Annotated in this window: 20 protein-coding genes and 7 tRNA genes; 15 read left to right on the plus strand and 12 right to left on the minus strand. The window is 73.0% G+C overall.

What is annotated here, in order from left to right; translation table 11 throughout:
- Window positions 1–307 precede the first annotated feature (307 nt).
- The 3 genes from cobT to ABZV77_RS20530 all read left to right on the plus strand — a co-directional run bounded on the left by cobT (window position 308) and on the right by ABZV77_RS20530 (window position 6,634).
- Window positions 308–4,309, plus strand: a complete 4,002-nt coding sequence (gene cobT / locus ABZV77_RS20520; RefSeq protein WP_356258567.1) for a nicotinate-nucleotide--dimethylbenzimidazole phosphoribosyltransferase — start codon at window positions 308–310, stop codon at window positions 4,307–4,309.
- A gap of 160 nt (window positions 4,310–4,469) precedes the next feature.
- Window positions 4,470–5,702, plus strand: coding sequence for a uroporphyrinogen-III C-methyltransferase (gene cobA / locus ABZV77_RS20525; RefSeq protein ID WP_356258569.1), 1,233 nt, complete (start codon window positions 4,470–4,472; stop codon window positions 5,700–5,702).
- Window positions 5,703–5,815: 113 nt separating this feature from the next.
- On the plus strand, window positions 5,816–6,634 hold the full coding sequence (locus ABZV77_RS20530; RefSeq protein WP_356258571.1) for an RNA methyltransferase: 819 nt from the start codon (window positions 5,816–5,818) through the stop codon (window positions 6,632–6,634).
- Window positions 6,635–6,676: 42 nt separating this feature from the next.
- Here the strand turns inward: ABZV77_RS20530 and ABZV77_RS20535 are convergent, their stop codons facing one another.
- Window positions 6,677–7,993, minus strand: a complete 1,317-nt coding sequence (locus ABZV77_RS20535; RefSeq protein ID WP_356259012.1) for a protein kinase — start codon at window positions 7,991–7,993, stop codon at window positions 6,677–6,679.
- Window positions 7,994–8,594: 601 nt separating this feature from the next.
- On the opposite strand from ABZV77_RS20535, the gene ABZV77_RS20540 reads away from it, so the two are divergent.
- From ABZV77_RS20540 to ABZV77_RS20550, 3 genes are all read left to right on the plus strand, one after another.
- Window positions 8,595–8,798, plus strand: a complete 204-nt coding sequence (locus ABZV77_RS20540; RefSeq protein ID WP_055569527.1) for a hypothetical protein — start codon at window positions 8,595–8,597, stop codon at window positions 8,796–8,798.
- 352 nt (window positions 8,799–9,150) lie between these two features.
- The gene (locus ABZV77_RS20545; RefSeq protein ID WP_356258574.1) at window positions 9,151–10,107 is read left to right on the plus strand and encodes an aminoglycoside phosphotransferase family protein; all 957 of its coding nucleotides are present in this window, start codon (window positions 9,151–9,153) and stop codon (window positions 10,105–10,107) included.
- Between the two features lie 69 nt (window positions 10,108–10,176).
- Window positions 10,177–10,497, plus strand: a complete 321-nt coding sequence (locus ABZV77_RS20550) for a zf-TFIIB domain-containing protein (protein ID WP_356258576.1) — start codon at window positions 10,177–10,179, stop codon at window positions 10,495–10,497.
- 88 nt (window positions 10,498–10,585) lie between these two features.
- On the opposite strand, the gene ABZV77_RS20555 is transcribed toward ABZV77_RS20550, so the two are convergent.
- The 5 genes from ABZV77_RS20555 to ABZV77_RS20575 form a co-directional block, all read right to left on the minus strand.
- A tRNA-Val gene (locus ABZV77_RS20555) sits at window positions 10,586–10,660 on the minus strand.
- 29 nt (window positions 10,661–10,689) lie between these two features.
- Window positions 10,690–10,761: transfer RNA gene (locus ABZV77_RS20560), tRNA-Val, on the minus strand.
- A 46-nt stretch (window positions 10,762–10,807) separates the two neighbouring features.
- Window positions 10,808–10,879, minus strand: a tRNA-Val gene (locus ABZV77_RS20565).
- 1 nt (window position 10,880) lies between these two features.
- Window positions 10,881–10,954: transfer RNA gene (locus ABZV77_RS20570), tRNA-Cys, on the minus strand.
- A gap of 40 nt (window positions 10,955–10,994) precedes the next feature.
- Window positions 10,995–11,067: transfer RNA gene (locus ABZV77_RS20575), tRNA-Gly, on the minus strand.
- Window positions 11,068–11,254: 187 nt separating this feature from the next.
- Between ABZV77_RS20575 and ABZV77_RS20580 the strand changes: the two genes are divergently transcribed.
- Genes ABZV77_RS20580 through ABZV77_RS20590 form a run of 3 tightly spaced genes read left to right on the plus strand, consistent with a single transcriptional unit; the run spans window position 11,255 to window position 13,976 of the window.
- The gene (locus tag ABZV77_RS20580; RefSeq protein ID WP_356259015.1) at window positions 11,255–12,280 is read left to right on the plus strand and encodes a chorismate-binding protein; all 1,026 of its coding nucleotides are present in this window, start codon (window positions 11,255–11,257) and stop codon (window positions 12,278–12,280) included.
- Window positions 12,277–13,098: an aminodeoxychorismate lyase gene (locus ABZV77_RS20585; protein WP_356258578.1), complete on the plus strand. Its 822-nt coding sequence runs from the start codon at window positions 12,277–12,279 to the stop codon at window positions 13,096–13,098. Before ABZV77_RS20580 ends, ABZV77_RS20585 begins: the two co-directional genes overlap by 4 nt.
- Before the next feature lie 53 nt (window positions 13,099–13,151).
- Window positions 13,152–13,976, plus strand: coding sequence for a GNAT family N-acetyltransferase (locus tag ABZV77_RS20590; protein ID WP_356258581.1), 825 nt, complete (start codon window positions 13,152–13,154; stop codon window positions 13,974–13,976).
- Between the two features lie 18 nt (window positions 13,977–13,994).
- Here ABZV77_RS20590 and ABZV77_RS20595 read toward each other — a convergent pair whose 3' ends face one another.
- Window positions 13,995–14,522, minus strand: coding sequence for a DsbA family protein (locus tag ABZV77_RS20595; protein ID WP_356258584.1), 528 nt, complete (start codon window positions 14,520–14,522; stop codon window positions 13,995–13,997).
- A 236-nt stretch (window positions 14,523–14,758) separates the two neighbouring features.
- Here ABZV77_RS20595 and ABZV77_RS20600 point away from each other — a divergent pair, with 236 nt between their 5' ends.
- Window positions 14,759–15,205 carry a hypothetical protein gene (locus ABZV77_RS20600; RefSeq protein ID WP_356258587.1) on the plus strand — a complete coding sequence of 149 codons (447 nt, stop codon included), beginning with the start codon at window positions 14,759–14,761 and terminating at the stop codon, window positions 15,203–15,205.
- Window positions 15,206–15,231: 26 nt separating this feature from the next.
- On the opposite strand, the gene ABZV77_RS20605 is transcribed toward ABZV77_RS20600, so the two are convergent.
- Window positions 15,232–16,812: a DUF4874 domain-containing protein gene (locus ABZV77_RS20605; protein ID WP_356258590.1), complete on the minus strand. Its 1,581-nt coding sequence runs from the start codon at window positions 16,810–16,812 to the stop codon at window positions 15,232–15,234.
- Window positions 16,813–16,999: 187 nt separating this feature from the next.
- On the opposite strand from ABZV77_RS20605, the gene ABZV77_RS20610 reads away from it, so the two are divergent.
- A complete protein-coding gene (locus tag ABZV77_RS20610) occupies window positions 17,000–17,245 on the plus strand; it encodes a hypothetical protein (RefSeq protein WP_356259044.1) in 246 nt (81 codons plus the stop codon).
- A gap of 9 nt (window positions 17,246–17,254) precedes the next feature.
- On the opposite strand, the gene ABZV77_RS20615 is transcribed toward ABZV77_RS20610, so the two are convergent.
- Together ABZV77_RS20615 and ABZV77_RS20620 are read right to left on the minus strand one after the other, a co-directional pair.
- Window positions 17,255–17,824 (minus strand): CGNR zinc finger domain-containing protein, encoded by a 570-nt coding sequence (locus ABZV77_RS20615; RefSeq protein WP_356258593.1) that lies wholly within the window; start codon window positions 17,822–17,824, stop codon window positions 17,255–17,257.
- 216 nt (window positions 17,825–18,040) lie between these two features.
- The gene (locus tag ABZV77_RS20620) at window positions 18,041–18,454 is read right to left on the minus strand and encodes an SsgA family sporulation/cell division regulator (RefSeq protein WP_003959770.1); all 414 of its coding nucleotides are present in this window, start codon (window positions 18,452–18,454) and stop codon (window positions 18,041–18,043) included.
- A gap of 191 nt (window positions 18,455–18,645) precedes the next feature.
- On the opposite strand from ABZV77_RS20620, the gene ABZV77_RS20625 reads away from it, so the two are divergent.
- Entirely contained in the window at window positions 18,646–19,080 is a 435-nt protein-coding gene (locus tag ABZV77_RS20625; RefSeq protein ID WP_356258595.1) for a TIGR02611 family protein, read from the plus strand.
- Between the two features lie 66 nt (window positions 19,081–19,146).
- Window positions 19,147–19,218: transfer RNA gene (locus tag ABZV77_RS20630), tRNA-Val, on the plus strand.
- A gap of 103 nt (window positions 19,219–19,321) precedes the next feature.
- Here the strand turns inward: ABZV77_RS20630 and ABZV77_RS20635 are convergent.
- Window positions 19,322–21,712, minus strand: coding sequence for a hypothetical protein (locus ABZV77_RS20635; protein ID WP_356258598.1), 2,391 nt, complete (start codon window positions 21,710–21,712; stop codon window positions 19,322–19,324).
- Window positions 21,713–21,816: 104 nt separating this feature from the next.
- On the opposite strand from ABZV77_RS20635, the gene ABZV77_RS20640 reads away from it, so the two are divergent.
- On the plus strand, window positions 21,817–22,263 hold the full coding sequence (locus ABZV77_RS20640) for an SRPBCC family protein (protein ID WP_356258600.1): 447 nt from the start codon (window positions 21,817–21,819) through the stop codon (window positions 22,261–22,263).
- Window positions 22,264–22,302: 39 nt separating this feature from the next.
- Window positions 22,303–22,374 (plus strand) — tRNA-Val (locus ABZV77_RS20645).
- A gap of 72 nt (window positions 22,375–22,446) precedes the next feature.
- Here ABZV77_RS20645 and ABZV77_RS20650 read toward each other — a convergent pair.
- Window positions 22,447–23,172: a 3'-5' exonuclease gene (locus tag ABZV77_RS20650; protein ID WP_356258603.1), complete on the minus strand. Its 726-nt coding sequence runs from the start codon at window positions 23,170–23,172 to the stop codon at window positions 22,447–22,449.
- Window positions 23,173–23,246: the final 74 nt, after the last annotated feature.

Here is a 23,246-nt window from a genome sequence, read left to right on the forward strand (position 1 = left end):
GCGCCCAGCAGTTCGTTGGTCAATGTCCGGAAAGCTCGCCCGTTTTTGGGGGGTGTGCGGTACGGCATGACCGGAGGATGCGCAACGTGGCGCAGTCCACAGCGGGCCGTGGCCGATCAAGCTGCCACGGCGGCGGACCGACAGGGACAATGCCTGTTGTCCGGCGCGCGGTTCGTGCCGCGGGGCGCGCACGCTCGTTGAGGATGACGGGCGGTTGGTGCGCCGCTCCGGGCAATGGGACCTCCCCGGCCGAACGAAGGCTGAGGGACGGTCGAAGAAGCACTAACCGATGGGCGAGGGGTTACGCATGACCGACACCGGCCAGGTCCCGGGTGAGGGGCTGCCGGAGGGCGCAGGCAGTGATGTGCCTTCCGGGCCCGTGCAGGGCATGGGGGCGCAGCAGCCGGGCGGTCCCGCTCCGGGTGCGTACACCTTCGTAGACGCCGCCGCCCCCGCCGCCCCCGCTGCCCCCGCAGCCGCCCCTGCCGATGAGGACGACCTGCTGCTGATGCCGGGCGCCCAGGGCGGGTGGGGCGACGGGCTCGTGGGGCCGGTGCACGGCCATGTCCAGGCGCCCGGCCACGGTCAGGCACCCGCTCACGGCCGCCTTCCGGGGCAGGCCGTCGAGGGGCAGCAGCCGGTGGGGCAGGGCGGGTACGCCGGTCAGGCCGCCCCTGCCGCCCACGCCGCCCATCAGCCGGGGCCGCACGAGACGTCCGGCAGGGACAGCGGCTCGGTCGACCTGAACGGCATCCGGCTGCCCGGCGGCGCGCCCGCTCCCTCCCACCCCGGTCCCGCCCGTCGTCCACTGCACCGCGGCCCGTCGGGTCCGGCCGTGCCGGACGGCTCGGGGAGCCCGGTGCGCTCGCTCGCCGACCGTGGTCCCGCGGGTGCGGCGCCCGCACCGCAGCACGCCGTACCGGCACGCCATGCGGGGCCGCCGACCGGGCCCGAGTACCTCGACATCCCGCGGGACGACGCGGGGCTGCCGCTGCCCGGCCCGCAGCTCGGTGAGATCCCGCCGCAGGCCGGTTCGCCGTGGGCGCCGCTGAGACAGGGGCAGGACCAGGAGCAGACCGGGCAGGGTGCGTATCCCGCACCAGCAGAAACGGTCGTCCCAGACGTCACAGATGCCACGGGAGCCGTATCCGTCGCACCTGCACCACAGACCACAGAAGCGCTGCGGGCCACAGAAGCACCACAGCCCGCAGAAGCACCGCAAGTCCAGGACGCCGCCTCCTTCGCGCTGCCCGCAGAGGCGCAGTACGCCGCGGCCGGGGCCGCCGGTCCCGCCGCCCCCGCGTTCCCGCACGCCGCGGACTCCGGTGCCGGTCAGGCCGCCCCGGCGGCGCAGCAGGGCGCCGAGCTCGGCCAGGTCCCGGCGGAGGAGCAGCAGTTCCCGGTGGCGGAGCAGCCCGCGTTCGCCCAGGCCGTGCCCGCCGCCGTCAGGCAGCCCGCGTTCGCCGTCGCCTCCGCCCAGCCGTGGGACGGCGCGCCGCTTCCGCACGCCGACGAAGCCGCTCAGCCCGGCTTCGCCCCCGAGGCCAGGCACGCCGCGCCGGGCCCGCAGCACCCCGAGGGGCAGACCCCTCAGGGCCCCGCCGTGCCCATGGGCGCCCCGCTCCCCGGTGGGTTCGACGGTGCCCAAGTCCCCGCGCCCATCGGCCAGTTCGTGCCGGTCGACGGCTCGGTCCCGACCACGCCCCACCTGGCCCCGACGCCGCCGCACCCGATGGTCGTCCCCCAGGAGGACCCGGCCGCCGACGCCCACGAGGCGCCGACCGCAGCGGCCGCGACCGCTGAACCCCCGGCAGCAGCCGAGGCCCCGGTCGCCGAGCCCGTCGTCCCCGAAGGCTCCGCGCCCACCGACGTGACGCCCGACGCCGACCAGCAGGCCGCTCCCGCGGTGCCCGCTCCGCGCGACGGCGCCCTGCCCACGACGCTGCCCGCCGCCGAACCGGCTCCCGCGCCGGAGACGGCAGTGCAGGAGACGGCGGCGCAGGAGAGTGCAGGGAGCGAGCCGCTCCCGGTGGACGGGCTGGTGGCGGCAGGGACCGCGGAGACCCCCCAGGGCCCGCCCGTCTCCGGTGTGCCCCGTATTGTCTCCTCAGCGGCGGCTCCGACCGAGTTCCCGGCCGCCCCCGAGACGGCCGACCCGGCCGACGAGTTGGACGAGGCCGACGAAGTCATCTCGTTCGAACCGATCGAAGCGAACGAAGTGACCGAAGTGGCCGAAGCACCCGAGATGGCCGAAGCGCCTGAAGCATCCGCACCCGCGCCTGCCCACGCAGCCGCGCCTGCGCCCGCACCCCTGCCCGAGACGGTCGAGGGCCCCGAGCTCCTCGCACCTGCCGCCGCACCGGAAGCCCCCGAGGCGGGTGACGCCCAGGACGCCGAAGCCCCGGAGATCCTGATGGTCGCGCCCGCGGCGGCCGCCGACGCCCTGGCACCCCTGGCAGAGGCAGCGGAAGAAGCACCGGCAGAGGCACTCGCAGACGCCGACGCAGCTGCAGACGCAACCGCAGATGCGGACGCCGTCGTGGACGCCGACCTCGCCGAGCCCGCCGCATCCCCCGGCACCGCTGCCCCGGGCTACGGCGACGCCGAGCGCGAGGCCGTCCTGCGCGTGATGCGCGAGCGCCGCGACATCCGCAACGGCTTCCGCAGCGACGCCATCCCGCACGAGGTGCTGCTCCGCGTCCTGGAGGCCGCGCACACCGCCCCGTCGGTCGGCCACTCCCAGCCCTGGGACTTCGTCGTCATCAAGTCCGCCGACACCCGGCGCTCGATGCACGAACTGGCCATGCGCCAGCGCGACGCGTACGCCAAGTCCCTCCCCAAGGGCCGCGCGAAGCAGTTCAAGGAACTGAAGATCGAGGCCATCGTCGACACGCCGGTGAACATCGTCGTCACCGCCGACCCGACCCGCGGCGGCCGCCACACCCTCGGCCGCCACACCCAGCCGCAGATGGCCCCCTACTCCTCGGCGCTCGCCGTCGAGAACCTCTGGCTCGCCGCGCGCGCCGAAGGCCTCGGGGTCGGCTGGGTCAGCTTCTTCGACGAGCGCGAGATGGTCCGCGCCCTCGGCCTGCCCGAGCACCTCGAAGTCGTCGCCTACCTGTGCGTGGGGTACGTCGACGAGTTCCCGGACGAGCCCGAGCTGATGCAGGCGGGCTGGTCCAAGCGCCGTCCGCTGTCCTGGGTCGTCCACGAGGAGACGTACGGCCGTCGCGCCCTGCCCGGCGAGGACCCGCACGACCTGCTCGCCGAGACCGTCTCCAACATCCGCCCGCTGGACGCCAAGGCGCTCGGCGAGGCGTGGGAACGCCAGAAGCGGATGACGAAGCCGCCGGGCGCCCTCGGCATGCTGGAGATCATCTCCGCCCAGCTCTCCGGCCTCTCCCGGATGTGCCCGCCGCCCATCCCGGAGCCCGCGGCCGTCGCGATCTTCGCGGGCGACCACGGCGTGCACGCCCAGGGCGTCACCGCCTGGCCCCAGGAGGTGACCGCGCAGATGGTCGCCAACTTCCTCGGCGGCGGCGCGGTCTGCAACGCCTTCGCGAACCAGGTGGGCGCCGAGGTCTGCGTCATCGACGTGGGCGTGGCGAGCGAACTGCCCGCCACCCCGGGCCTGCTGCCCCGCAAGGTCCGCGCGGGCACGGCCGACATGACGACCGGGCCCGCCCTGTCCCGCGAAGAGGTCAAGGCGGCCGTCGAGGTCGGCATCGAGACGGCCCGCGACCTCGTGGCCGCGGGCAACAAGGCGCTGCTGACCGGCGAGATGGGCATCGCGAACACCACCGCGTCCGCGGCCCTCATCTCCGTCTACACCGACACCGACCCCGCCGAGGTCACCGGCCGCGGCACGGGCATCAACGACGAGATGCACACCCGCAAGGTCGAGGTGGTCCGGCGCGCCCTGGACCTGCACAAGCCCGACCCCGCGGACCCGATCGGCGTCCTCGCGGCGATCGGCGGCCTGGAGCACGCGGCCATGGTGGGCCTGCTCCTCGGCGGCGCGTCCCTGCGTACGCCGGTGATCCTGGACGGCGTCAGCGCCGGTGCCGCCGCCCTGGTGGCCCGCGCCATCGCCCCCGAGGTCCTCGCCGCCTGCATCGCGGGCCACCGCAGCGCGGAGCCCGGCCATGTGGCGGCCCTGAACAAGCTGGGCCTGCGCCCGCTGGTCGACCTGGACCTCCGCCTCGGCGAGGGCACGGGCGCGCTCCTGGCCCTGCCGATCGTCCAGAGCGCCGCCCGCGCCATGCACGAGGTGGCCACCTTCGACTCGGCGGGCGTCACCGAGAAGTAGCCGCCGCGGGGCGAAGCGCCTGTTTTCGGGACCGGGGCGGGGCTGGGGGAGACCCCCGGTCCCGCCCCCGCCATACTGAACCCGCACGTCAAACAGCCGCTCCAGCGCCGCAGCGGTACCGCACCATCAAGACTCCGCCCGCACGAGGAGCCGTAGAGCCATGGCCGAAAACCCCGCCTACCCCGTAGGCCTCCGCCTGACCGGCCGCCGTGTCGTCGTCCTCGGCGGCGGCCAGGTCGCCCAGCGCCGCCTCCCGGCCCTCATCAAGGCGGGCGCGGACATCACCCTCGTGTCCCCCTCGGCCAAGCCCTCCGTGGAAGCGATGGCCGACGCGGGCGAGATCACCTGGACCAGGCGCAGGTACGAGACCGGTGACCTCAAGGACGCCTGGTACGCCCTGATCGCCACCAGCGACCCCGACGCGAACACCCGCGCCTCCGCCGAGGCAGAGCAGCACCGCGTCTGGTGCGTGCGCTCCGACGACGCCGAGGCGGCCACCGCCTGGACCCCCGCCACCGGCCGCTCCGAGGGCGTCACCGTCGCGGTCCTGTCCAGCGACATCCAGGACCGCGACCCCCGCCGCACCGCCGCCATCCGCGACGCGGTCGTCGAGGGCCTGCGCGACGGCAGCCTCGTCGCCCCGCACCTGCGCACCCGGACCCCCGGCGTCGCCCTGGTCGGCGGCGGCCCCGGCGACCCCGACCTGATCACGGTCCGCGGCCGACGCCTGCTCGCCGCCGCGGACGTCGTCATCGCCGACCGGCTCGGCCCCCGCGATCTGCTCGACGAGCTGCCGCCGCACGTCGAGGTCATCGACGCCGCGAAGATCCCGTACGGGCGGTTCATGGCCCAGGAAGCGATCAACAACGCCCTGATCGAGCACGCCAAGCAGGGCAAGGCCGTCGTCCGCCTCAAGGGCGGCGACCCCTACGTCTTCGGGCGCGGCATGGAGGAGGCCCAGGCGCTCGCCGAGGCGGGCATCGCCTGCACGGTGGTCCCCGGCATCTCCAGCTCGATCTCCGTCCCCTCGGCGGGCGGCATCCCGGTCACCCACCGCGGCGTCGCCCATGAGTTCACCGTGGTCAGCGGCCATGTGGCGCCGGACGACGAGCGCTCCCTGGTCGACTGGGAGTCCCTGGCCAAGCTGCGCGGCACCCTCGTGATCCTCATGGGCGTCGACAAGATCGGCAAGATCGCGGAAGCCCTGGTCGCCCACGGCAAGGCCGCCGACACCCCCCTCGCCCTGATCCAGGAGGGCACCACGGCGGCCCAGCGCCGCGTCGACGCGACGCTCGGCACGGTCGCCGATGCGGTGCGCACCCACGAGGTGCGGCCCCCGGCCGTCATCGTCATCGGCGACGTGGTGAAGGTGGGGCTCCCGGGCCCCGCGTGACCGGCTCGGAATCCCGCCGCGCACGCCGTCCTCGAACACCCGCACGTAACCAGCGGTAACAGAACCCTTCCCGAGCCGTTGGCACCACACCCAGGACAAGGCAGTATCACCCTGTGGCTGATCTCATCACCGTCGACGACCCCGACGACCCCCGCCTGCGCGACTACACAGGCCTGACCGACGTCGAGCTGCGCCGCAAGCGCGAACCGGCCGAGGGCCTGTTCATCGCGGAGGGCGAGAAGGTCATCAGACGGGCCAAGGACGCGGGTTACGAGATGCGCTCGATGCTGCTCTCGGCCAAGTGGGTCGACGTCATGCGCGACGTCATCGACGAACTCCCGGCCCCGGTGTACGCGGTGAGCCCCGACCTCGCCGAGCGGGTCACCGGCTACCACGTGCACCGCGGCGCCCTCGCCTCTATGCAGCGCAAGCCGCTGCCCACCGCCGACGAGCTCCTCTCGACCACCCGCCGCGTGGTCGTCATGGAGGCGGTCAACGACCACACCAACATCGGCGCGATCTTCCGCTCCGCCGCCGCGCTGGGCATGGACGCGGTCCTGCTCTCCCCGGACTGCGCGGACCCGCTGTACCGCCGCTCGGTGAAGGTCTCGATGGGCGCCGTCTTCTCGGTCCCGTACGCTCGCCTGGAGTCCTGGCCCAAGGGCCTGGAAGGCGTCCGCGAGGCCGGGTTCAACCTCCTCGCGCTCACCCCGGACGAGAAGGCCAAGTCCCTGGACGAGGCGGCGCCGCACCGCATGGACCGCGTCGCGCTGATGCTCGGCGCCGAGGGCGACGGTCTCTCCACACAGGCGCTGGTCGCCGCCGACGAATGGGTCCGCATCCCGATGGCCCACGGTGTGGACTCGCTCAATGTGGGCGCGGCGGCAGCGGTCGCGTTCTACGCGGTGGCGACGGGTCGCCCGCAGCTCTGACGAGGCGAACCCGACAGGGCGACGCGCCGCGGCACGCCCCCCTCAGCCCCGAGCGCCGTGCCCCGGCCCGCCCTGTCGCCCGGCCGACTGCTGCTGGTGCTCCTGCTGGTGGTGTACGTCTGTGTCCCCGAGGCTCCGCGCGGGTCCCTGGCACCCCTGGGCCGCCGCGATACCGAGTGCGACCAGCAGCGTCACGACCACGAACACGAAGATCCGCTGCCGCAGCAGCCGCGGATTGGCGGGCCCTCTCCGGCCCGTACCCGTGGTGCGCGGCCCCTGGCGGCCGGTGCCGCTGCGCGGGGCGGTCCTGCTGCCCGAGCGCGTCGTGTTGCGGGGCCCCGAGGGGCGGGAGCCGGATCGCGGGGCGTTGGGCCGGGACGAGCCGGTCCGCGAAGGGCCGGAGCGCGGCGGGGGAGTGGCTCCGGGGGCGGCGCGCCGCTGGGTGCGCTCGTCCAGATAGCTCTCGGCGAGTCGGCCGGTGGGCCGGTCGTGGTCCTGGTGGGGCGCGGGCGGGCGGACGTCGGCGATCCCCTGCGCCTCGCGGGCGGCGATCTCCTTCAGCCTGAGCGACAGTTGGAGCGTGCTGGGCCGCTCCTCCGGGTCCTTGGCGAGGCAGGCCCTGATCAGCGGCGCGAGCGCGTCGGGCACGCCGTGCAGCTGTGCCTCCTCATGGACCACGCGGTAGAGCATGACCTCGGAACTGCCGTGTCCGAAGGGCGAGTCCGCCATGCCCGCGTAGGCGAGCGTGGCGCCGAGGGCGAAGACGTCGGTGGCGGGCGTCACGGCGGCGCCGCGCACCTGTTCGGGAGCGAGGAAGCCGGGCGATCCCACGGCGGTGCCCACGTGCGTCAGGGTGGAGGCGCCGGTCGCCCACGCGATGCCGAAGTCGATGATCCGCGGCCCCTTCGGGGACAGCAGGATGTTCGACGGCTTGAGGTCGCGGTGCACGACACCGGCTTCGTGCACGGCGACGAGCCCCTCGGCGAGCGCCGAGCCGACCACCGCGACGTCCGCCGCGGACAGCGGTCCTTCGGCGGCGACCTTGTCGTGCAGGGAGGGTCCGGGGACGTACTGAGTGGCGAACCACGGGCGGTCCGCGTCGAGGTCGGCGGCGACGAGCCGCGCGGTACAGCCGCCACGGATGCGCCGGGCGGCCGAGACCTCCCGGGCGAACCGCGACCGGAACTCCTGATCCTCCGCCAGGTCGGGCCGGATCACCTTCAGGGCGACGCGCTGCCCCCGCCGGTCCGACCCCAAATAGACGACCCCCATGCCGCCGGCGCCCAGGCGCCTGTGCAACCTGAACGAGCCGACGACACGCGGGTCCTCGCGCCGGAGCCGCATCATCGCCATGTCCATCCCCGCTACCCGGTCCGTCTGACGAGCCACAGCTTACGTTTCCGCGGCCGGGCACGTGCAGAGGCCGCGCCCTCGTGGGGCGACCGATTGTCCGTGCCGGACGCGAAATTTGAAGAGCGGTCAGGGGACGGGGAACAAGGGGGCGTTGTCACGTCCCCCCTGACCAACCCTCCACCACTGAAGGGAGATTGGTCCCGTGCGGGGCGATCGGGTGGCGATGGCCACGAAGGCCGGTGGCATGCCGCGGACGTACGAAGCACCGGCGAGCCGGACCGGTCGGCGGGTGGAGACGGTGGTGCGCAGGGGGGTGGTGGAAGTGAGGGAAGTCACCTGGGGGCCGGTCTTCCCCGAGGTCACGGCCGCCCCCTCGGGGAAGACCCTGAGTCCTAGGACCACGTCCTAGGACCCCGTCTCCACCCACGGGAGTACATGCAGGTCGATCGCTCATCCTCCGGGAGGCCCGGCATTCGATACGAGGGCATGACGCCCGGGACTTCCCGCAGACCTAGATTTGAGGTCAAGCGGCGGGTGTAGCACTCGTCCCCCGAGGTCAGACACTCGCCGCTGCCAAAACCACATCGAAGCGGTCAGGAGAGGAATCATGGCGGACACGGCACCGCGGACCATGATCCGCACGCAAGGGCGCAGGTTCTCCGCGTTCGGCGTCCGCCCGTCCGGCACGCGCCATCCCTTGGTGGCGACGGCCATGGTCCTCCCCCTGGCAGCCCTGCTCGTGGTCGTCTTCGGCGGCTGGGAAGCAGTGGTCACACAAGCGTCGTCCGTGGGCGTGATGCTGGGGCGCTGAGCGGCGCCCCAGGCCCGGAAGAGCGGTCCGGGCGGGGACATCCGGCCATGAAACCCCGTGGGGACGGGGGTGCGGCGGACGGCAAAATGCCCGCGCAGCTGGGGAGCTGCGCGGGCATTGCCATGTCTGGCGGGGCGCCACACCCCACGACCTCCGCAACCCTCACCCCCCCCGGAGGGCCCCCGAGGGCCCCCACCCCCGCAGGCCCCTCCAGCCGGAGCGCCCCCCCGAGAGCCCCCACACCCCCACCAGAGGTGACCTCCCCAGCCCCCCCAGGCAGGGGGAATCACTCTGCCAAGCCCAGCGCCGCGACTACGCTTCGGCGGTGCGCCCGACCACCCACGGAAGCCCCGTGACCACCGCCATCCTCCCCGCCCTCGCCGCCGAGGCCCGTGCCGTCGTCCACCGCCTGCCCGGTGAGGTCTGCGTCTGCGGGAGGGGGGACGCGGTGCTTGCGGATCGTGCGGATGCCACGGTCGTCCGGCACGGGGGCGTCGTCGCCAAGGCTCATGCCGAGGACACCGATCCCGGGGACCTCGCCGTGCGCCTCGGCGTGGCCGCCCGCATGGGCGACGTACTTCTCGCACCCGCCGCAACCACCGCCACCCGCCTCCACGGCCGCCTCGTCACCTTCTGGCCGCACGGCACCCCGGTCGACCGCGACGACCCGGACTCCGCGCCCTGGGAGGCCGCCGCCACCCTGCTCGCGCGCCTGCATGCCACGCCGCCGGACGCGCTGCCGCACCCGCTCCCGCCCATGCGCGGGCCCGTCAAGGCGGCCCGAGCCGTGGCGCGGCTCCGCGCGGCGGGTCCGCACTCGGCCGCGCCTGCGGTCCTGGGCGCCTGGGCGGGGCTGCCGCCCTGGGCCCGCGCGGAGGCTCCCTCGCCCGGCACCTCGCGTCTGTGTCACGGCGACCTCCACCTGGGCCAGCTCGTGCGCGCCCCCGAGGGGCACTGGCTCCTCATCGACGTGGACGACCTCGGTGGGGGAGACCCCGCGTGGGACCTGGCGCGACCCGCCGCCTGGTTCGCGTGCGGCCTGCTCTCCCCGGCGGAGTGGACCCGCTTCCTGGAGGCCTACCGGAGCGCCGGAGGCCCCGCGGTGCCCGCGGACGGCGCCGACCCCTGGCCCGCCCTGGACGTCCCGGCCCGCGCGCTGACCGTGCAGACCGCCGCCCTGGCGATCGCCAAGGCCGTCGCCGCCGACCGCCCCCTGGACGAAGTGGAAGAGGCACTGGTGGATGCCTGCGCCCGGATGGGCGGAGTGGACGCCCGCCCGCCGGAGTTGGGCCAGGACGCGACGAAGTAGGGTGCAACGCACCGTAGCCGGGCAGTCTTCCGGCGAAGCAGTCACCATCGGCGAGGAGTTGAGCCGTCCATGCAGTGCCCCAAGTGTCATGCACCAATGCACACGTACAACCGCAATGGCGTCCAGATCGAGCAGTGCAACAACTGCCGCGGGATATTCCTGGACTACGGCGAGCTGGAGTCCCTGACCCGTCTGGAGTCGCAGTGGGGGCAGCAGGCCCCGCCGCCGCCCGCCCCGCCGGCCCCCCAGGGTTACCCCCCGGCCCAGGCTCCCGCCTGGGGCGTCCCGCACGGAGGTCACGGTGGCCACGGAGGTCACGGTGGGCACGGCGGTCACTACGGCCACGACAAGCGCCACAAGAGCTTCGGGCACATGCTCTTCTCGTCCTGAGTGGACTGCGTGAACTGAACGGTCCCGGTGAACGTACCCGGTGAACGACGAAGCCCCGGTCGTGGAGACGACCGGGGCTTCGTGTGGATGGTGCGCGATACTGGGATTGAACCAGTGACCTCTTCCGTGTCAGGGAAGCGCTCTCCCGCTGAGCTAATCGCGCGGGTGGACCTGCATGTGCTGCGTACTACGTGCGCGATACTGGGATTGAACCAGTGACCTCTTCCGTGTCAGGGAAGCGCTCTCCCGCTGAGCTAATCGCGCGGGACGACCCTCATGAAGACGACTGACGGCCTTCTTGAAGATCCAGTGGACGATACTGGGATTGAACCAGTGACCTCTTCCGTGTCAGGGAAGCGCTCTCCCGCTGAGCTAATCGTCCTTGGAGGTGGAGACGGGATTTGAACCCGTGTAGACGGCTTTGCAGGCCGTTGCCTCGCCTCTCGGCCACTCCACCAGGAGTATGAGGGTTCGGGAAGATCCCCCACGATCCTGCGAGCGGACGACCAGGTTCGAACTGGCGACCTCAACCTTGGCAAGGTTGCGCTCTACCAACTGAGCTACGTCCGCTTGTCTTTCCCGGTCCGCTTGCGCGTCCCGGCGACGTGTTGAACTCTAGCGGATTCCTGGGCCAGTACAAAAACGCGTTTGCGCAGCGTGCTGCGCTGTCCCTGGTCCAGGGCGCCGCCGACGCACCGGTCATAGACTCGCAGCCGTGCACAACCCCCCTCTGACATCGTCTCCCGCGCTCCCGCCCATGGCGCGCTTCGGCCGTCGCGTGGCCACCGGACTACGCGACGTGACCAGCGACCCGGCCGCCCTGGACTCCACCGGCTTCTGGGCGGTGTCCGCGGACTTCGAGGGCGGCATGGTCTGCGCCCGCTTCGACGACGTGCGCGAGGAGGCCGTGCCCGCCCCCGTCCCGGGCAGGTGGCACGGCCCGGCCCCCGAGGACTGGACGTCGTCCCTGGACCGGTCCGCGTACACGGAGGGCGTGCGGCGGGTGCGTGCCTACATAGCCGCCGGTGAGGTCTACCAGGCCAACCTCTGCCGCGTCCTGTCCGCGCCCGTCCCCGCCAACGCCGACGTGGACGCCCTGACGTCCCTCCTCGCGCGCGGGAACCCCGCTCCCTACGCCGGGACGATCCGGCTCCCGGAGCACGGCGTGGAGCTGGCCACCGCCTCTCCCGAGCTCTTCCTGCGCCGCCGGGGGCGCCTCGTGGAGTCCGGCCCCATCAAGGGCACCGGACGCACCGAGGAGGACCTCCTGGAGAAGGACTACGCCGAGAACGTCATGATCGTGGACCTCGTCCGCAACGACCTCGGGCGCGTCTGCGCGACCGGCTCCGTGACCGTCCCCGACCTCTGCGTGATCGAGAAGCACCCCGGACTCGTCCACCTCGTCTCCACCGTCGGCGGCGAGCTGCGCCCCGGCGCGGGCTGGCCCGAGCTCTTCGGCGCGGCCTTCCCGCCGGGCTCCGTCACCGGCGCCCCGAAGTCCAGCGCGCTGCGGATCATCGACGAGCTGGAGACCGCGCCCCGCGGCCCGTACTGCGGCGGCATCGGCTGGGTCGACGCCGACCGCGGCACCGCGGAGCTCGCCGTCGGGATCCGCACCTTCTGGATCGACCGGGCCGACGGCGTCCTGCGCTTCGGCACCGGCGCGGGCATCACCTGGGGCTCGGACCCCGAGGGGGAGTGGCGGGAGACCGAGCTGAAGGCCGCGCGGCTGCTGGCGGTAGCGTCGGGGACGTACGAAGCGAGCGGAGGAACCCCAACGTGAAGATCTGGCTCAATGGCGGGCTGCAGGACCTCGACGACGCCCGCGTCTCCGTGCTCGACCACGGGCTGACGGTGGGCGACGGCATTTTCGAGACGGTGAAGACGGCCGAGGGCAGGCCCTTCGCCCTGACCCGCCACCTCGCCCGGCTCGCGCAGTCCGCGCGCGGCCTCGGGCTGCCGGAGCCGGACCTCGACGCGGTGCGCCACGCCTGCGCCGCGGTCCTCGACGCCAACCCGCTCCCGCTCGGCCGACTGCGGATCACCTACACCGGCGGCCTCTCGCCGCTCGGCTCGGACCGTGGCGACCAGGGCACCACGCTCGTCGTGGCCCTCGGCGAGGCCAAGCGGCGCCCCGACACCACCGCGGTGATCACCGTGCCCTGGACCCGCAACGAACGGGGCGCGCTGACCGGCCTGAAGACCACCTCGTACGCGGAGAACGTCGTGGCCCTGGCCCGCGCGCACGAACACGGCGCCTCGGAGGCACTGTTCGCGAACACCGTCGGACAGCTCTGCGAGGGCACGGGCTCCAACGTCTTCGTCGTGCTCGACGGCGAGATCCACACCCCGCCGGTCGCCTCCGGGTGCCTCGCGGGCATCACGCGCGCGCTGGCCGTCGAGTGGACGGGCGCCCGCGAGACCGACCTGCCCCTTGACGTCCTCGACCGCGCCGACGAGGTCTTCCTGACGTCGACGCTGCGCGACGTCCAGGGCGTGCACCGCATCGACGAACGCCAACTCCCCGCCGCGCCGGGTCCGGTGACCGCGAAGGCGATGCGGATCTTCGACGAGCGGGCCGCGGACGACCTGGATCCCTAAGTCCGGGGAAACCTCGGTGACGGTACGGGCCCGGGGCGGGTAGAACCAGAGGGATGACCACGACCCTGCGGCCGACCGGGCCGCTTCAGCAGGGCGCCGACGGCGCCAAGGCGCGCACGTACGACGTCTGCGTCAACAGCCGTCCCGTGGGATCGATAGGCCTCGCCACGCACGAGGCGTTCGGTCCCCGTGTCTGCAGGCTCCACGACCTGCGGATCGCGGAGCAGGACCGCAGGCGCGGCCGTGGCACGGTCGCGGCGCTTGCCGCCGAGGAAGTGGCCCGCGGCTGGGGCTGTGCGCGCATCGAGGCGACCGTCCCCGCCGACGCCCCGGCGGCGCTGCGCCTCATCACGGCCCTCGGCTACGTGGAGCGGAGCCGACGGCTGTCGAAGCCGCTCACCGACCCGGTGCCCCCGCTGCCCGCGGGCACCGAGGGGCGGCCGATGACGGAGGCCGAGTGCGGGCCGTGGCTGGTGCGCGCGAAGGAGCTCTACGCGAGCACCTGGACGGACCGCGGCGTTCCCGAGGACGAGGCGCGCGCCAAGGCCGAGGCCGACCACGCCCGCGCACTCCCGCGCGGCCTCGCGACGCCGGACACCTGGCTGAGCGTCCTCACCCACCACGGCGCCCAGGTGGGCACGCTGTGGCTCTCGGTGCTCGACGGCGGCGCGTTCGTCTACGACATCGCGGTCGACGCCGAGCACCGCGGCCACGGCCACGGCCGGTCCCTGATGCACCTCGCGGAGGCGCAGGGCCGCGCGGCGGGCCAGCACCGCATCGGCCTCAACGTCCTCGCCGACAACGCCCCGGCCCTGCGCCTGTACGAGTCGCTCGGCTACGAACCGGTCTCGTACTACTTCTACAAACCGCTGATCTAGGGCCCTAGGCCCCTACCCCTAGCCCGCGTCCGCCGCGAGCAGCCGGTCGGCGATCTCCTCGATGCGCTCGCGCAGCCCGTCCTGGCTCTTGCCGCCGTCCAGGCGTTCGCCGCCGATGACGTACGTCGGCGTGCCGGTGACGCCGATGGCCTTGCCCTCGGCCTGGTCGGCGTCGACGATCAGGATGTGCCGTCCGTCGATCAGGGCGGTGTCGAACTCCTCGGCGTCCAGACCGAGTTCGCGAGCCGTGTCCACCAGGTGGGCGTCGCCCTTGCGGTCGAGCTCCTCGACCCCGGCGAGCACGGCCTCCACGTACGGCCATCCCGTGCCCTGCTCGAAGGCTTCCTCGGCGGCCTGCGCGGCGGCGAAGGAGTGCTTGTGCTTCTCGAGCGGGAAGTGCCGCAGCCGCAGGTCGACACGGTCGCCGTAGCGGGCGCGCAGGGCGCGCACGTCGTCGAGGGCGCTGCGGCAGTCGGGGCACTGCAGCTCGCACCAGACGTCGATGACGACGGGGCGGGCGGGGCGGTCGGCAGGAGAGTCGCTCATGGGCACAGTCTCCCAGCCCGCGCACCCGCCTCCCAACCGGGACGGGGCCCGTGTACCGGCATGGACCGGCATCGACCGGCATCGACCGGCACCTGCGGAGGAGGCCGGACCCCTAGATGACCCGGAAATGTCCCTGAGGTACGCCCGCGACGTGGCTCCGCGGCACCCACCCGGTGCAGGATGGAAGGGACGACAGCGTCTTTACCCGACGTACGCCTGCATGCCTGGAGGACCGGATGATTGCCGAGACCGTCTGTTCCGCCGTATCCGCGGCCGGGCTGGGCATCGCCGCGGTCACGGCCTACCGCAAGCGCTTCCTCTCCGCGGCCCGCCTCGCCGCGTACTCCCTGGTGCCGATCGGTCTGGTGCTGACGGGAGTCGTCGGCTGGGCGGCGGACACGGCGTTCAGCCTCAAGGCGTGGGTCGGCTTCGGCGTGCTCGGCGTGGCGTGGCTCATGTTCCTGGGCACCCGCGCCGTCGAGCGCCGCACGGGCGGGACCCGCAAGGAGCGGAAGGCCGCGAAGGCCGCCCAGCGCGAGGCGGTGGCCCCGGCCGCCTCGGCACCCTCGCTCGGCGAGGGCACCCGCCCGGCCGCCGCCCGGCCCGCGGCCAAGCCCAAGACGGCCGCGCCCGCGGAGGACTTCAGCGACATCGAGGCCATTTTGAAGAAGCACGGCATCTGAGAGCCTGCGCCAGGACCGGCGGCCGGTCACCGGCCCAGTCGGACCTCCGCCAGGACGTTCACTCCGTCGACCCAGGTGACGGAGGCGTTCGCGCACCGCACGGCCCTGCCCCGGGCCGCGAAGGCCGGGTCCGGCAGGGCGAGGCCCACGCGGTGCGGGCCGCGCGCGTCCGCGGGCAGGACGAGCTCCGCGCGCACGGTCGAGACCGCGGGCGCCCCGTGATCGTCGTCGGTCTCCGCCCGCCCCTGGGGCTGCCAGTCGCGCCAGTCGGTGCCCGTTTCTGCCGAGGTCACCGTCCGCCCCGCCGCGTCCAGCAGGACCAGGCGGACCGGCCGCGGGTGCTTGGGCGGCGCGAACCCGCGGTTGACCACGTCGACCTCCACCGGGAGCCGCCCGCCCCGCCGGGCCGCCGCGAGGTCGTACCGTGCCTCCCGCACCTCCACCCGGTAGCCCAGGTGATCGCGGAGGTACTCGAACTGGCTGCGGGCCACCGCACGCCCCCGCCGGTCCTCGAAGTAACCGTCGGACACCGGAAGTTGCGCCTCCCGGGCCTGCTGCCCGGTGAGCTGCGCCGCCTTCCAGCCCGGCACGGTGACCGTGGCGTTGTGCACGATCGAGAGGCTGTCGAAGCGGAGCGTCTGCAGCCGCCGTGCCGCCGCGATGCCGGGAATGACCGTGCTCCACGCGTACGGATCGGAGCTCTGCCCCTTGTCCCACGGCATCTCGCCGTCCACCATCTGCGTCCGTGAGACGTCGAGGTAGGCGGGCCAGCCGGGGTTGTCGGGCACGTAGTAGTCCCAGAGGCCCTCGCCCAGCGTCACGTAGTCGTTGTGGAACCCGACGCGGTCCAGGATCGCCCTGTTGGTGATCATGTCCCGCTTCTCGGCGTACCGGACCTGGGTGTGCAGGCCCGGCGGCAGGGCCTCGACGAGGGTCGTCATGATCGCCGTGACCGCGTCGGGGTACGTCTCGTGCCGGTAGTGGCTGCCGTGCCACTCGCCCCAGGTGCCGAGGAAGCCCGCCTGCCAGACGGCGACGACGTCGCTGTTGCGCGCCACCAGCGGCGCCAGCTGCCCGATGTGACGCTGGATGTCCTGCACGGTGTAGCGCCGGTTCTCCCGCACCCCGTCGTCGTAGACGAAGCGCAGGACCGCGGCGTACCCCTTGCTGCGCAGCCCCCGGAAGACGCTCTCGATGTTGTCGAGCGCGCGCTGCGGGATCGTCGAGGTCGCGTAGTCCCAGAGGTAGAAGTACAGCTGGGTGAGGTTCGCGCCGGGGCCGTACTCGCGCTCCAGGAGGTCGAGCGTCTGCGCGGTGTCGGGGGAGTGGTCCTGCTCGTTCGGCCAGGGGCTCGTCAGGTCGCGGGCGTTGTACGACATCTCGTAGCGGAAGCCGCGCCGGGGGCCCGGCAGCGGGGCGCGCCCTTCCGGGTCGTCGGGGCGGATGCCGCGGTGCGGGACGCGGTGCCATGAGGCCGCGCGTCCGGCAGGCCGGGAGGGGGCGGCGGGGGAGGTGGGGGAGGTGGGCGAGGCCGTCGCGGTGCCGAGCGGCACCGCGGCGAGCGCCGCCGTGCCGAGCGCGGTCGTCAACAGCCGTCTGCGTTCCATGGTGATCGGCTCCCTCGTTCGGGTACGGGCGGTGCCGCCGAGTCTCGCGAGGGGGAGTGCCCGTGGGCCATGGACGGAACGTGCCGGACACTGGACTTTCGCCTGTTCACGGGATCCGGCGAACTCCCGCGCCGCCCGGGCGTGTTGGTAGGCGACCACCCGGCGGCTGCGTCATCATCACGGCGAGATGCTTGACACCACCACAGAGGGCGATGCCGCCCCGCCGGACGACGGCGGACAAGCGGCACCGGCCCAGCGACGACCTGCCGACGCAGAGCGGCACGCCACCGACGGCGAAGCGGAGCCGCCCCTCGACCACGAGGAGCGGCAGGGCTGCCTCTTCGCCCTCTCCCAGCCACCTTTGATGATCTTTCTGGCGGTGATCAGCACCTTGATCCTGGTGGCGACCCTGCACGACATGCTGCTGCTCTAGGGACAGGCCCTAGGGCAGGCTCTGCCCCGAGGCCTCCCGGCGGCGGGCGCGGTACGCGGCGACGTGCAGACGGTTGCCGCAGGTGCGGCTGTCGCAGTAGCGGCGCGAACGGTTGCGCGAGAGGTCGACGAAGGCGTGGCGGCAGTCCGGGGCCTCGCAGCGCCGCAGCCTCTCCTGCTCGCCCGCGACCACGAAGAACGCGAGGGCCATTCCGCAGTCGGCCGCCAGGTGGTCCGCGACGGACGCCCCCGGCGCGAAGTAGTGGACGTGCCAGTCGTAGCCGTCGTGGTCGGTGAGCCGGGGCGTGGTGCCTGCCGTCGCGATCAGTTCGTTGAGGATCGTGGAGGCGGTCTGCGGTTCGGGGTGCGCGAAGACCTCTCCGAAACGGGCGCGGATGCGGTGGACGCCGGCGAGGTCGCCCTCCGAGAGTGCCCCGACGTCGCTGACGTCGTGGCTTCGTACGAAATCACCGAGCGCCGCCACGTTCGCGAGCCCGTCCGTGCCGTTCGTCTCCGGTGCGGTGTTCACCAGATCGACCACGGCGTCGAGAGAACACCGGGTGTCGTGGGTGATCAGCACGATTTGCTCCCTGGCCTGGGGGTCGGGCCGGTGCCCGCCGATGCTGGCCGATGCTAGCGGCTTCGCCAGGGGACGCACCGGCGCCGTCGTCGCGGGAAGTCCGCGGCGACGGCGCCGGTGCCTGCATCTGTTCGCCTTGTGTCGCTGTGCCGTGCCTGCTTGCGCCGTCGCCCCGAGTCGGACGGCGTGGTGGTTCTCGACGCGCCGGGGTGGCGGTCAGCTCTCGGCCAGGATGTGTGAGAGCTCCGTGTCGAGATCGAAGTGTCGGTGTTCCGTACCGGGTGGCACGGCTGCGTCCGTTCGCTTGAGGAAGGATTCCAGGGCCCGCGCCGGGGCCTCGAGCAGAGCCTCGCCCTCCGGGGAGCTCAGGGCGATGCAGACGACGCCCTGACCGTGGCTCCGGGACGGCCAGACTCGGACGTCGCCGGTACCGGTGGGCCGGTGCAGGCCCTCGGCGAGGAGGTCGCGGGCGAACACCCACTCGACGGTTTCCTCGGCTCCGGTGTGGAAGGTGGCGTGCACGGCATAGGGATCGGCCGTGTCATACCGCAGTCCTGCGGGTACAGGCAGTGAGGACTCGCTCGACACAACGAGGCGCAGGTGCAGCTCGCAGCTGACCGTGGTGTTCATAAGCGCCAGGGCCTTTCGCTCAGTGTGCGCTCGGGGATTCGCACGTCGGCGAAATCGACATGCCACCTACGGTGCCGTTGTAAACCCCTCTGAGCGTTTTGCGTGTCTTTAGGTGCCTCGTATGGCGGGTTGTCCCATCCGCTCGTGCACCCATTCCGGTGACGGGTTTCCGTCCGGTAGGGTTTGGCTGCATGAATACGGGGAGTAACGATTCGGCCGAGGTCTCTGATCCGGCCGCCGGAGCCAAGCCCGACCAGCCGCTCGGCTCGCGGGCTCCGCAGTACGTCCAGTCCCGCAGGATGCTGCACCTGAGCTGGCAGGTGGGCGTCTTCATCGTCGGTCTCGCGGTCGTCGTCGCGGGCATCATCATGCTGCCGCTGCCGGGTCCCGGCTGGCTGGTGATCTTCGGTGGAATGGCGATCTGGGCGACCGAGTTCGTCTGGGCCCAGCTGGTGCTCCGCTGGACGAAACGCAAGGTCACCGAGGCTGCACAGCGTGCGCTCGACCCCAAGGTGCGCCGCCGCAACATCATCCTGACGACGATCGGTCTGGTCATCGTCGCGGTGCTCGTCGGGATCTACGTGTGGAAGTTCGGCATCACGATGCCGTGGAAGATCAAGGAGTGACCTCCGGGTGACTCCGAGGCGGTCGGGAGCACCCGCTGACATGCGGTAATGTTCTCCGTGCGCCCGGGGCGATTAGCTCAGTGGGAGAGCGCTTCGTTCACACCGAAGAGGTCACTGGTTCGAACCCAGTATCGCCCACCCCGGATTACGGCCCGGAGGCTATTAAGCCTCTGGGCCGTTCTCGTATTCCTGTGCCTTTCAAGGGAATTGACGGGTCCACATGTTCCGCGCCACCGCGGAATCAGTGCATTCGGTTGAGTGCATTCCGGAACCGGCGTGCGTCGCGCAGGCGTTGCTCGTACGTGGCACCGACGGCGAGCAGCAGCAGACCGGCGAGCGCGGGCGGCAGCCAGCGGGGCAGCGCGTCCACGACCTGCACGATGTACGGGGCCAGTTCGTGCAGTGCGTCCAGGGCGAGGACCGTGCCGCCCAGGGCGAGCGGGGCACTCAGCCGGTGGTGGGCGCCCGCCAGGGTCAGGGCGAGGGTCGCCGTGCCGAGCAGCAGCGGACGCTGCCAGTACGGGTCGCTCCAGGCGGCGGCGAGACTCGGCAGCAGCGTCACCGCCAGGCCAGGACCGTAGGCCGTCCAGGAGGAGACCGCCGGATCGCGGCGCCGCCGCAGCAGACCGACGAGCAGCGCGGGCACGGTCACCGGCAGGGTGTACGCCTCCGGGGCCGACACCTCCCACGACGCGAGGCGGACCCAGCTCGCCAGAACGAACAGCGCCCCGGCCGCGTACCCCACGGCACGCCGGTCCGCACGCAGCGCGGTGCCGGACGCGATGACACCGCCGAGCCCCAGGACCAGCGCCAGCACGGGAGCGTCCCCCGCCGCCAGAACGACCGCGACGGCTCCCGAGACGGCCGCCATGATCTCCACGGGCGGCGTCAAGGGATGCTGCCCGAGACGGGCCGCGGCCGCCGCGGCAAGAGCCGGGACCATGAGCACGAGCAGCCCGACGTGCTCGGGGCGCAGCCCCCACGCGGCGCCCGATGCGCAGACCAGCGCGGTGGCATGCGCCAGGGAGGCGCAGGCGGCGAGCGCCGCCGTGCCGGGAGCGGGCGCCGCGCCCCGCGCCAGGCGCACACAGGCCCCGAGGTGGAGCGCCGTCAGCACACCGAGCGTGGTGAGCGTCGCCGTCGTGGTGGCCAGCGAGAGGAACGTGACGCTCGCCGAGGACACCAGAGCCAGGACCGACGCGGTCACGGCCGGTGCGGCGGACGCGGACCGCGCCGCGACGGCAAGGAGGACGGCGACCGCCACGAGCTGCGCCGACACCCCGGCCGCGTACGGCAGCCGGAGCGCCGCGGGCAGCGCGACGGCCGCGGACCACAGGAGCACCGGCGCACCGTACCGGGCCGCCCGCCGCGCCGGGTCGCCCAGCGGCCCGGCCACCACGACGAGCACGAGGGCGACCGCCGCGAGCACCGGCGGAGCCAGCAGCGGGTGCGCGAGGGGAAGTTCGAGCAGCAGGGCATCCCGGGCGTCGGAGGGCGCACCCGACCAGACGCGGGTCGCCCAGCCGAACGGCCCGAGCAGGGCGAGCGCGGCGACCGGCAGCGCCCACAGCACCGCGAGCCCCTGCACCACGGCCGACGCCGCAAGGACCCCGCGCCGCAGCGCCCCGGACAGCGCAGTGCGGACGACGGCCAACAGCGCCATGCCGCACACGAGATAGGCAGGCACCGTCCAGGCCGCGGGCAACGCGGTCCGCAGCACCCCGCCGGACGCGGCCACCACGAGCAGACCGGCCGCGCAGGCCGCGCCGCTCGTCACCTCGGCGCCCTTCGCCCACCACGCCGCGGCCAGCGCGATCCCCGCGGCGAACAGCAGCAGCACACCCGCGCGAGCCGCCCCGCCCGGCTCCGAGGCCTGCACGGAGAGCCAGCCGGCGCTCGCCGCACCCCACAGCCCCAGCACACAGGCCCCGGCCGTGGCGACGACCCGCACCGAACGGACGCCCGCCCACAGCGCCAGCGCGGTGTCGAAGGCCGCCGTCACCAGCAGCACGGCCGTCATCGTGTGATCACCGGCGTGCGCGGCGCCCGCCCAGAGCACCAGGGGAAGCTGGGCCGTCGCGACCGCCGTCGGCAGCGGCAGCCGCAGCTTCCCGAGCAGCAGGCCGTACCCCGCCCAGAGGGCGGCGAGGACCGCGGAGGCACCGGCCGCGTAACCGAGCACGTCCACGTCCGGGAGCGACAGATGACGCACCGCGTACGTGTCGAGGACGGTCAGCGCGAGGCCGAGGCCCGCCACCGCCTCCGCCGTCGAGCGCAGCGAGCGGCGCAGCAGGAACGCGGGCGTACCGAGCGCGGCCAGCGTCACCGCGCCGAGGACCGCACTGCGGCCGCCGATGCCCAAGTGACCCCAGCTCACCACCGTGAAGGCGATCGCCGCGACGGTCAGGAGCACCCCGCCCAGCGCCAGCAGGACGTTCTGCGCGCTCGGCGGCGCGGCTTCAGCGGCGGGCGGCCCGGCCGGACGGGGGGAGGGTCCGGCCGGGCCCGCCGCGCGCAGGACACCGAGCAGCCAGGCCCGGCGTTGCAGCAACTGCGTCCTGCGCGCCTCCAGTTGGCGCAACTCCCAGTCGAGGACGCGGAGCTCCTCAGCCGGGGGCGGAATGTTCGTCATGTCGCTGAAGTGTGGCCCGAGGCCCACCGCACGGCATCGGTTCGGATACTCAGGACGTACTCAGATCCGGTACGGATCCCGGTCTTTCCGGCAGACTGCCGCCCATGGACTGGTGCCACTACCGCTTCCGCAGCGTCTGGGATCTGCCCGCAGCGCCCGCCGACGTCTTCGCCGCCCTGGAGCAGGCCGAGGACTATCCGTCGTGGTGGCCTCAAGTGCGCGAGGTGAACCCGGTCGACGAACACAGCGGCATCGTCCGCTTCCGCTCCTTCCTCCCGTACGACCTCGTCGTCACCGCACGCGAGCGACGCAACGACCCCGTGGCCGGGGTCCTGGAGATCGCCATGACCGGCGACCTGGACGGCTGGGCACGCTGGACCGTCACGGCCGCGCCCGCGGGCACACGGGCCCGCTACGACCAGGAAGTCGACGTGCGCAGACCGCTGATGCGACGCCTCGCCGTCCCCGGCCGCCCGCTGTTCCGGCTCAACCACGCCCTGATGATGCGCGCCGGGCGGCGCGGCCTCACGGCCCGGCTGGCAGCGGTTTGAAGGAAAGGCGCCCGGACCTGTATTGTTCAGTCCGTTCCCGGGCGATTAGCTCAGTGGGAGAGCGCTTCGTTCACACCGAAGAGGTCACTGGTTCGAACCCAGTATCGCCCACCCGGAGAATGCCGGTCCGTCAGCAGACGGACCGGTTTTTTCATGCCCGCACCCGATGCCCGACGCCCGTACTCAGGCCGCCGCAGGGAGCTCGGGACGCAGCGGCCACGCCGGATCCACGATCTCCGGAGAGCCGCTCTTCGCGAACCACGCCTGCAGGCCGCGCGCCTGAGCCGCATGCCAGACCGCCTGCAGCGTGTGCAGCTCGGCCGGTGAGAGGCGCTCAAGACGCCCCGCGAAACGCCGCCCCACCGCGCGCACCACATCGAGGGCGGCCTGCGCGTCCGCCGCCGCGTCATGCGCCTCGGCCAGCTCCACCTCGTAATGCGCACACAGGTCGGTGAGCGTCCTGCGCCCCTTGCGGTAGCGGTCCAGCTGCTTGTCCAGGACCCGCGGGTCGATCACGCACAGCGAAGAGCCCTCCGTGTAGCGACTCAGCGACGAGGCGCGGTGCCTGCGCAACTCCCGGTCCAGGATGGTCAGATCGAACGGCGCGTTCATCACCACGATCGGCCGGCCCGCCGCTCCCTGCTCGGCCAGATCGCGCGCTATCTCCTCCATCACCGGCGCGGGCCAGCGGCCCGTGCGCTGCAGATGATCCTCCGTCAGTCCGTGCACCGCGGTGGCGGCAGCGGGCACGGGAACGCCCGGATTCACCAGCCAGCGAGTGATGCGCGGCCGGGTTCCCGCGCCCTGCTGGACGACTACGGCGGCCGACACGATCCGGTCGGTCTCGACGTCGACGCCCGTGGTCTCCGTGTCGAATGCGGCCAAGGGGCCCTCGTACCAGCACGTCATAATGACGCAACTCCTCGTTCGGTCCCGGCAGATGACGTTCGGTCCCCTGCCCACGCTGGTGATACCCGGGCCGT

Source organism: Streptomyces sp. NPDC004732, assembly GCF_040609235.1.
Classification (GTDB): Bacteria; Actinomycetota; Actinomycetes; order Streptomycetales; family Streptomycetaceae; genus Streptomyces.

What these genes read in the sequence shown, in the direction of transcription:
- ABZV77_RS20620 (WP_003959770.1), bottom strand. Translation starts at nt 18,454, where the DNA reads ATGAACACCACGGTCAGCTGCGAGCTGCACCTGCGCCTCGTTGTGTCG.
- ABZV77_RS20640 (WP_356258600.1), top strand. Translation starts at nt 21,817, where the DNA reads ATGGACTGGTGCCACTACCGCTTCCGCAGCGTCTGGGATCTGCCCGCA.
- ABZV77_RS20595 (WP_356258584.1), bottom strand. Translation starts at nt 14,522, where the DNA reads ATGAGCGACTCTCCTGCCGACCGCCCCGCCCGCCCCGTCGTCATCGAC.
- ABZV77_RS20535 (WP_356259012.1), bottom strand. Translation starts at nt 7,993, where the DNA reads ATGGACATGGCGATGATGCGGCTCCGGCGCGAGGACCCGCGTGTCGTC.
- ABZV77_RS20650 (WP_356258603.1), bottom strand. Translation starts at nt 23,172, where the DNA reads ATGACGTGCTGGTACGAGGGCCCCTTGGCCGCATTCGACACGGAGACC.
- ABZV77_RS20540 (WP_055569527.1), top strand. Translation starts at nt 8,595, where the DNA reads ATGGCGGACACGGCACCGCGGACCATGATCCGCACGCAAGGGCGCAGG.
- ABZV77_RS20600 (WP_356258587.1), top strand. Translation starts at nt 14,759, where the DNA reads ATGATTGCCGAGACCGTCTGTTCCGCCGTATCCGCGGCCGGGCTGGGC.
- ABZV77_RS20610 (WP_356259044.1), top strand. Translation starts at nt 17,000, where the DNA reads ATGCTTGACACCACCACAGAGGGCGATGCCGCCCCGCCGGACGACGGC.
- ABZV77_RS20635 (WP_356258598.1), bottom strand. Translation starts at nt 21,712, where the DNA reads ATGACGAACATTCCGCCCCCGGCTGAGGAGCTCCGCGTCCTCGACTGG.
- ABZV77_RS20580 (WP_356259015.1), top strand. Translation starts at nt 11,255, where the DNA reads ATGGCGCGCTTCGGCCGTCGCGTGGCCACCGGACTACGCGACGTGACC.
- ABZV77_RS20590 (WP_356258581.1), top strand. Translation starts at nt 13,152, where the DNA reads ATGACCACGACCCTGCGGCCGACCGGGCCGCTTCAGCAGGGCGCCGAC.
- ABZV77_RS20605 (WP_356258590.1), bottom strand. Translation starts at nt 16,812, where the DNA reads ATGGAACGCAGACGGCTGTTGACGACCGCGCTCGGCACGGCGGCGCTC.
- ABZV77_RS20550 (WP_356258576.1), top strand. Translation starts at nt 10,177, where the DNA reads ATGCAGTGCCCCAAGTGTCATGCACCAATGCACACGTACAACCGCAAT.
- ABZV77_RS20625 (WP_356258595.1), top strand. Translation starts at nt 18,646, where the DNA reads ATGAATACGGGGAGTAACGATTCGGCCGAGGTCTCTGATCCGGCCGCC.
- cobT (WP_356258567.1), top strand. Translation starts at nt 308, where the DNA reads ATGACCGACACCGGCCAGGTCCCGGGTGAGGGGCTGCCGGAGGGCGCA.
- cobA (WP_356258569.1), top strand. Translation starts at nt 4,470, where the DNA reads ATGGCCGAAAACCCCGCCTACCCCGTAGGCCTCCGCCTGACCGGCCGC.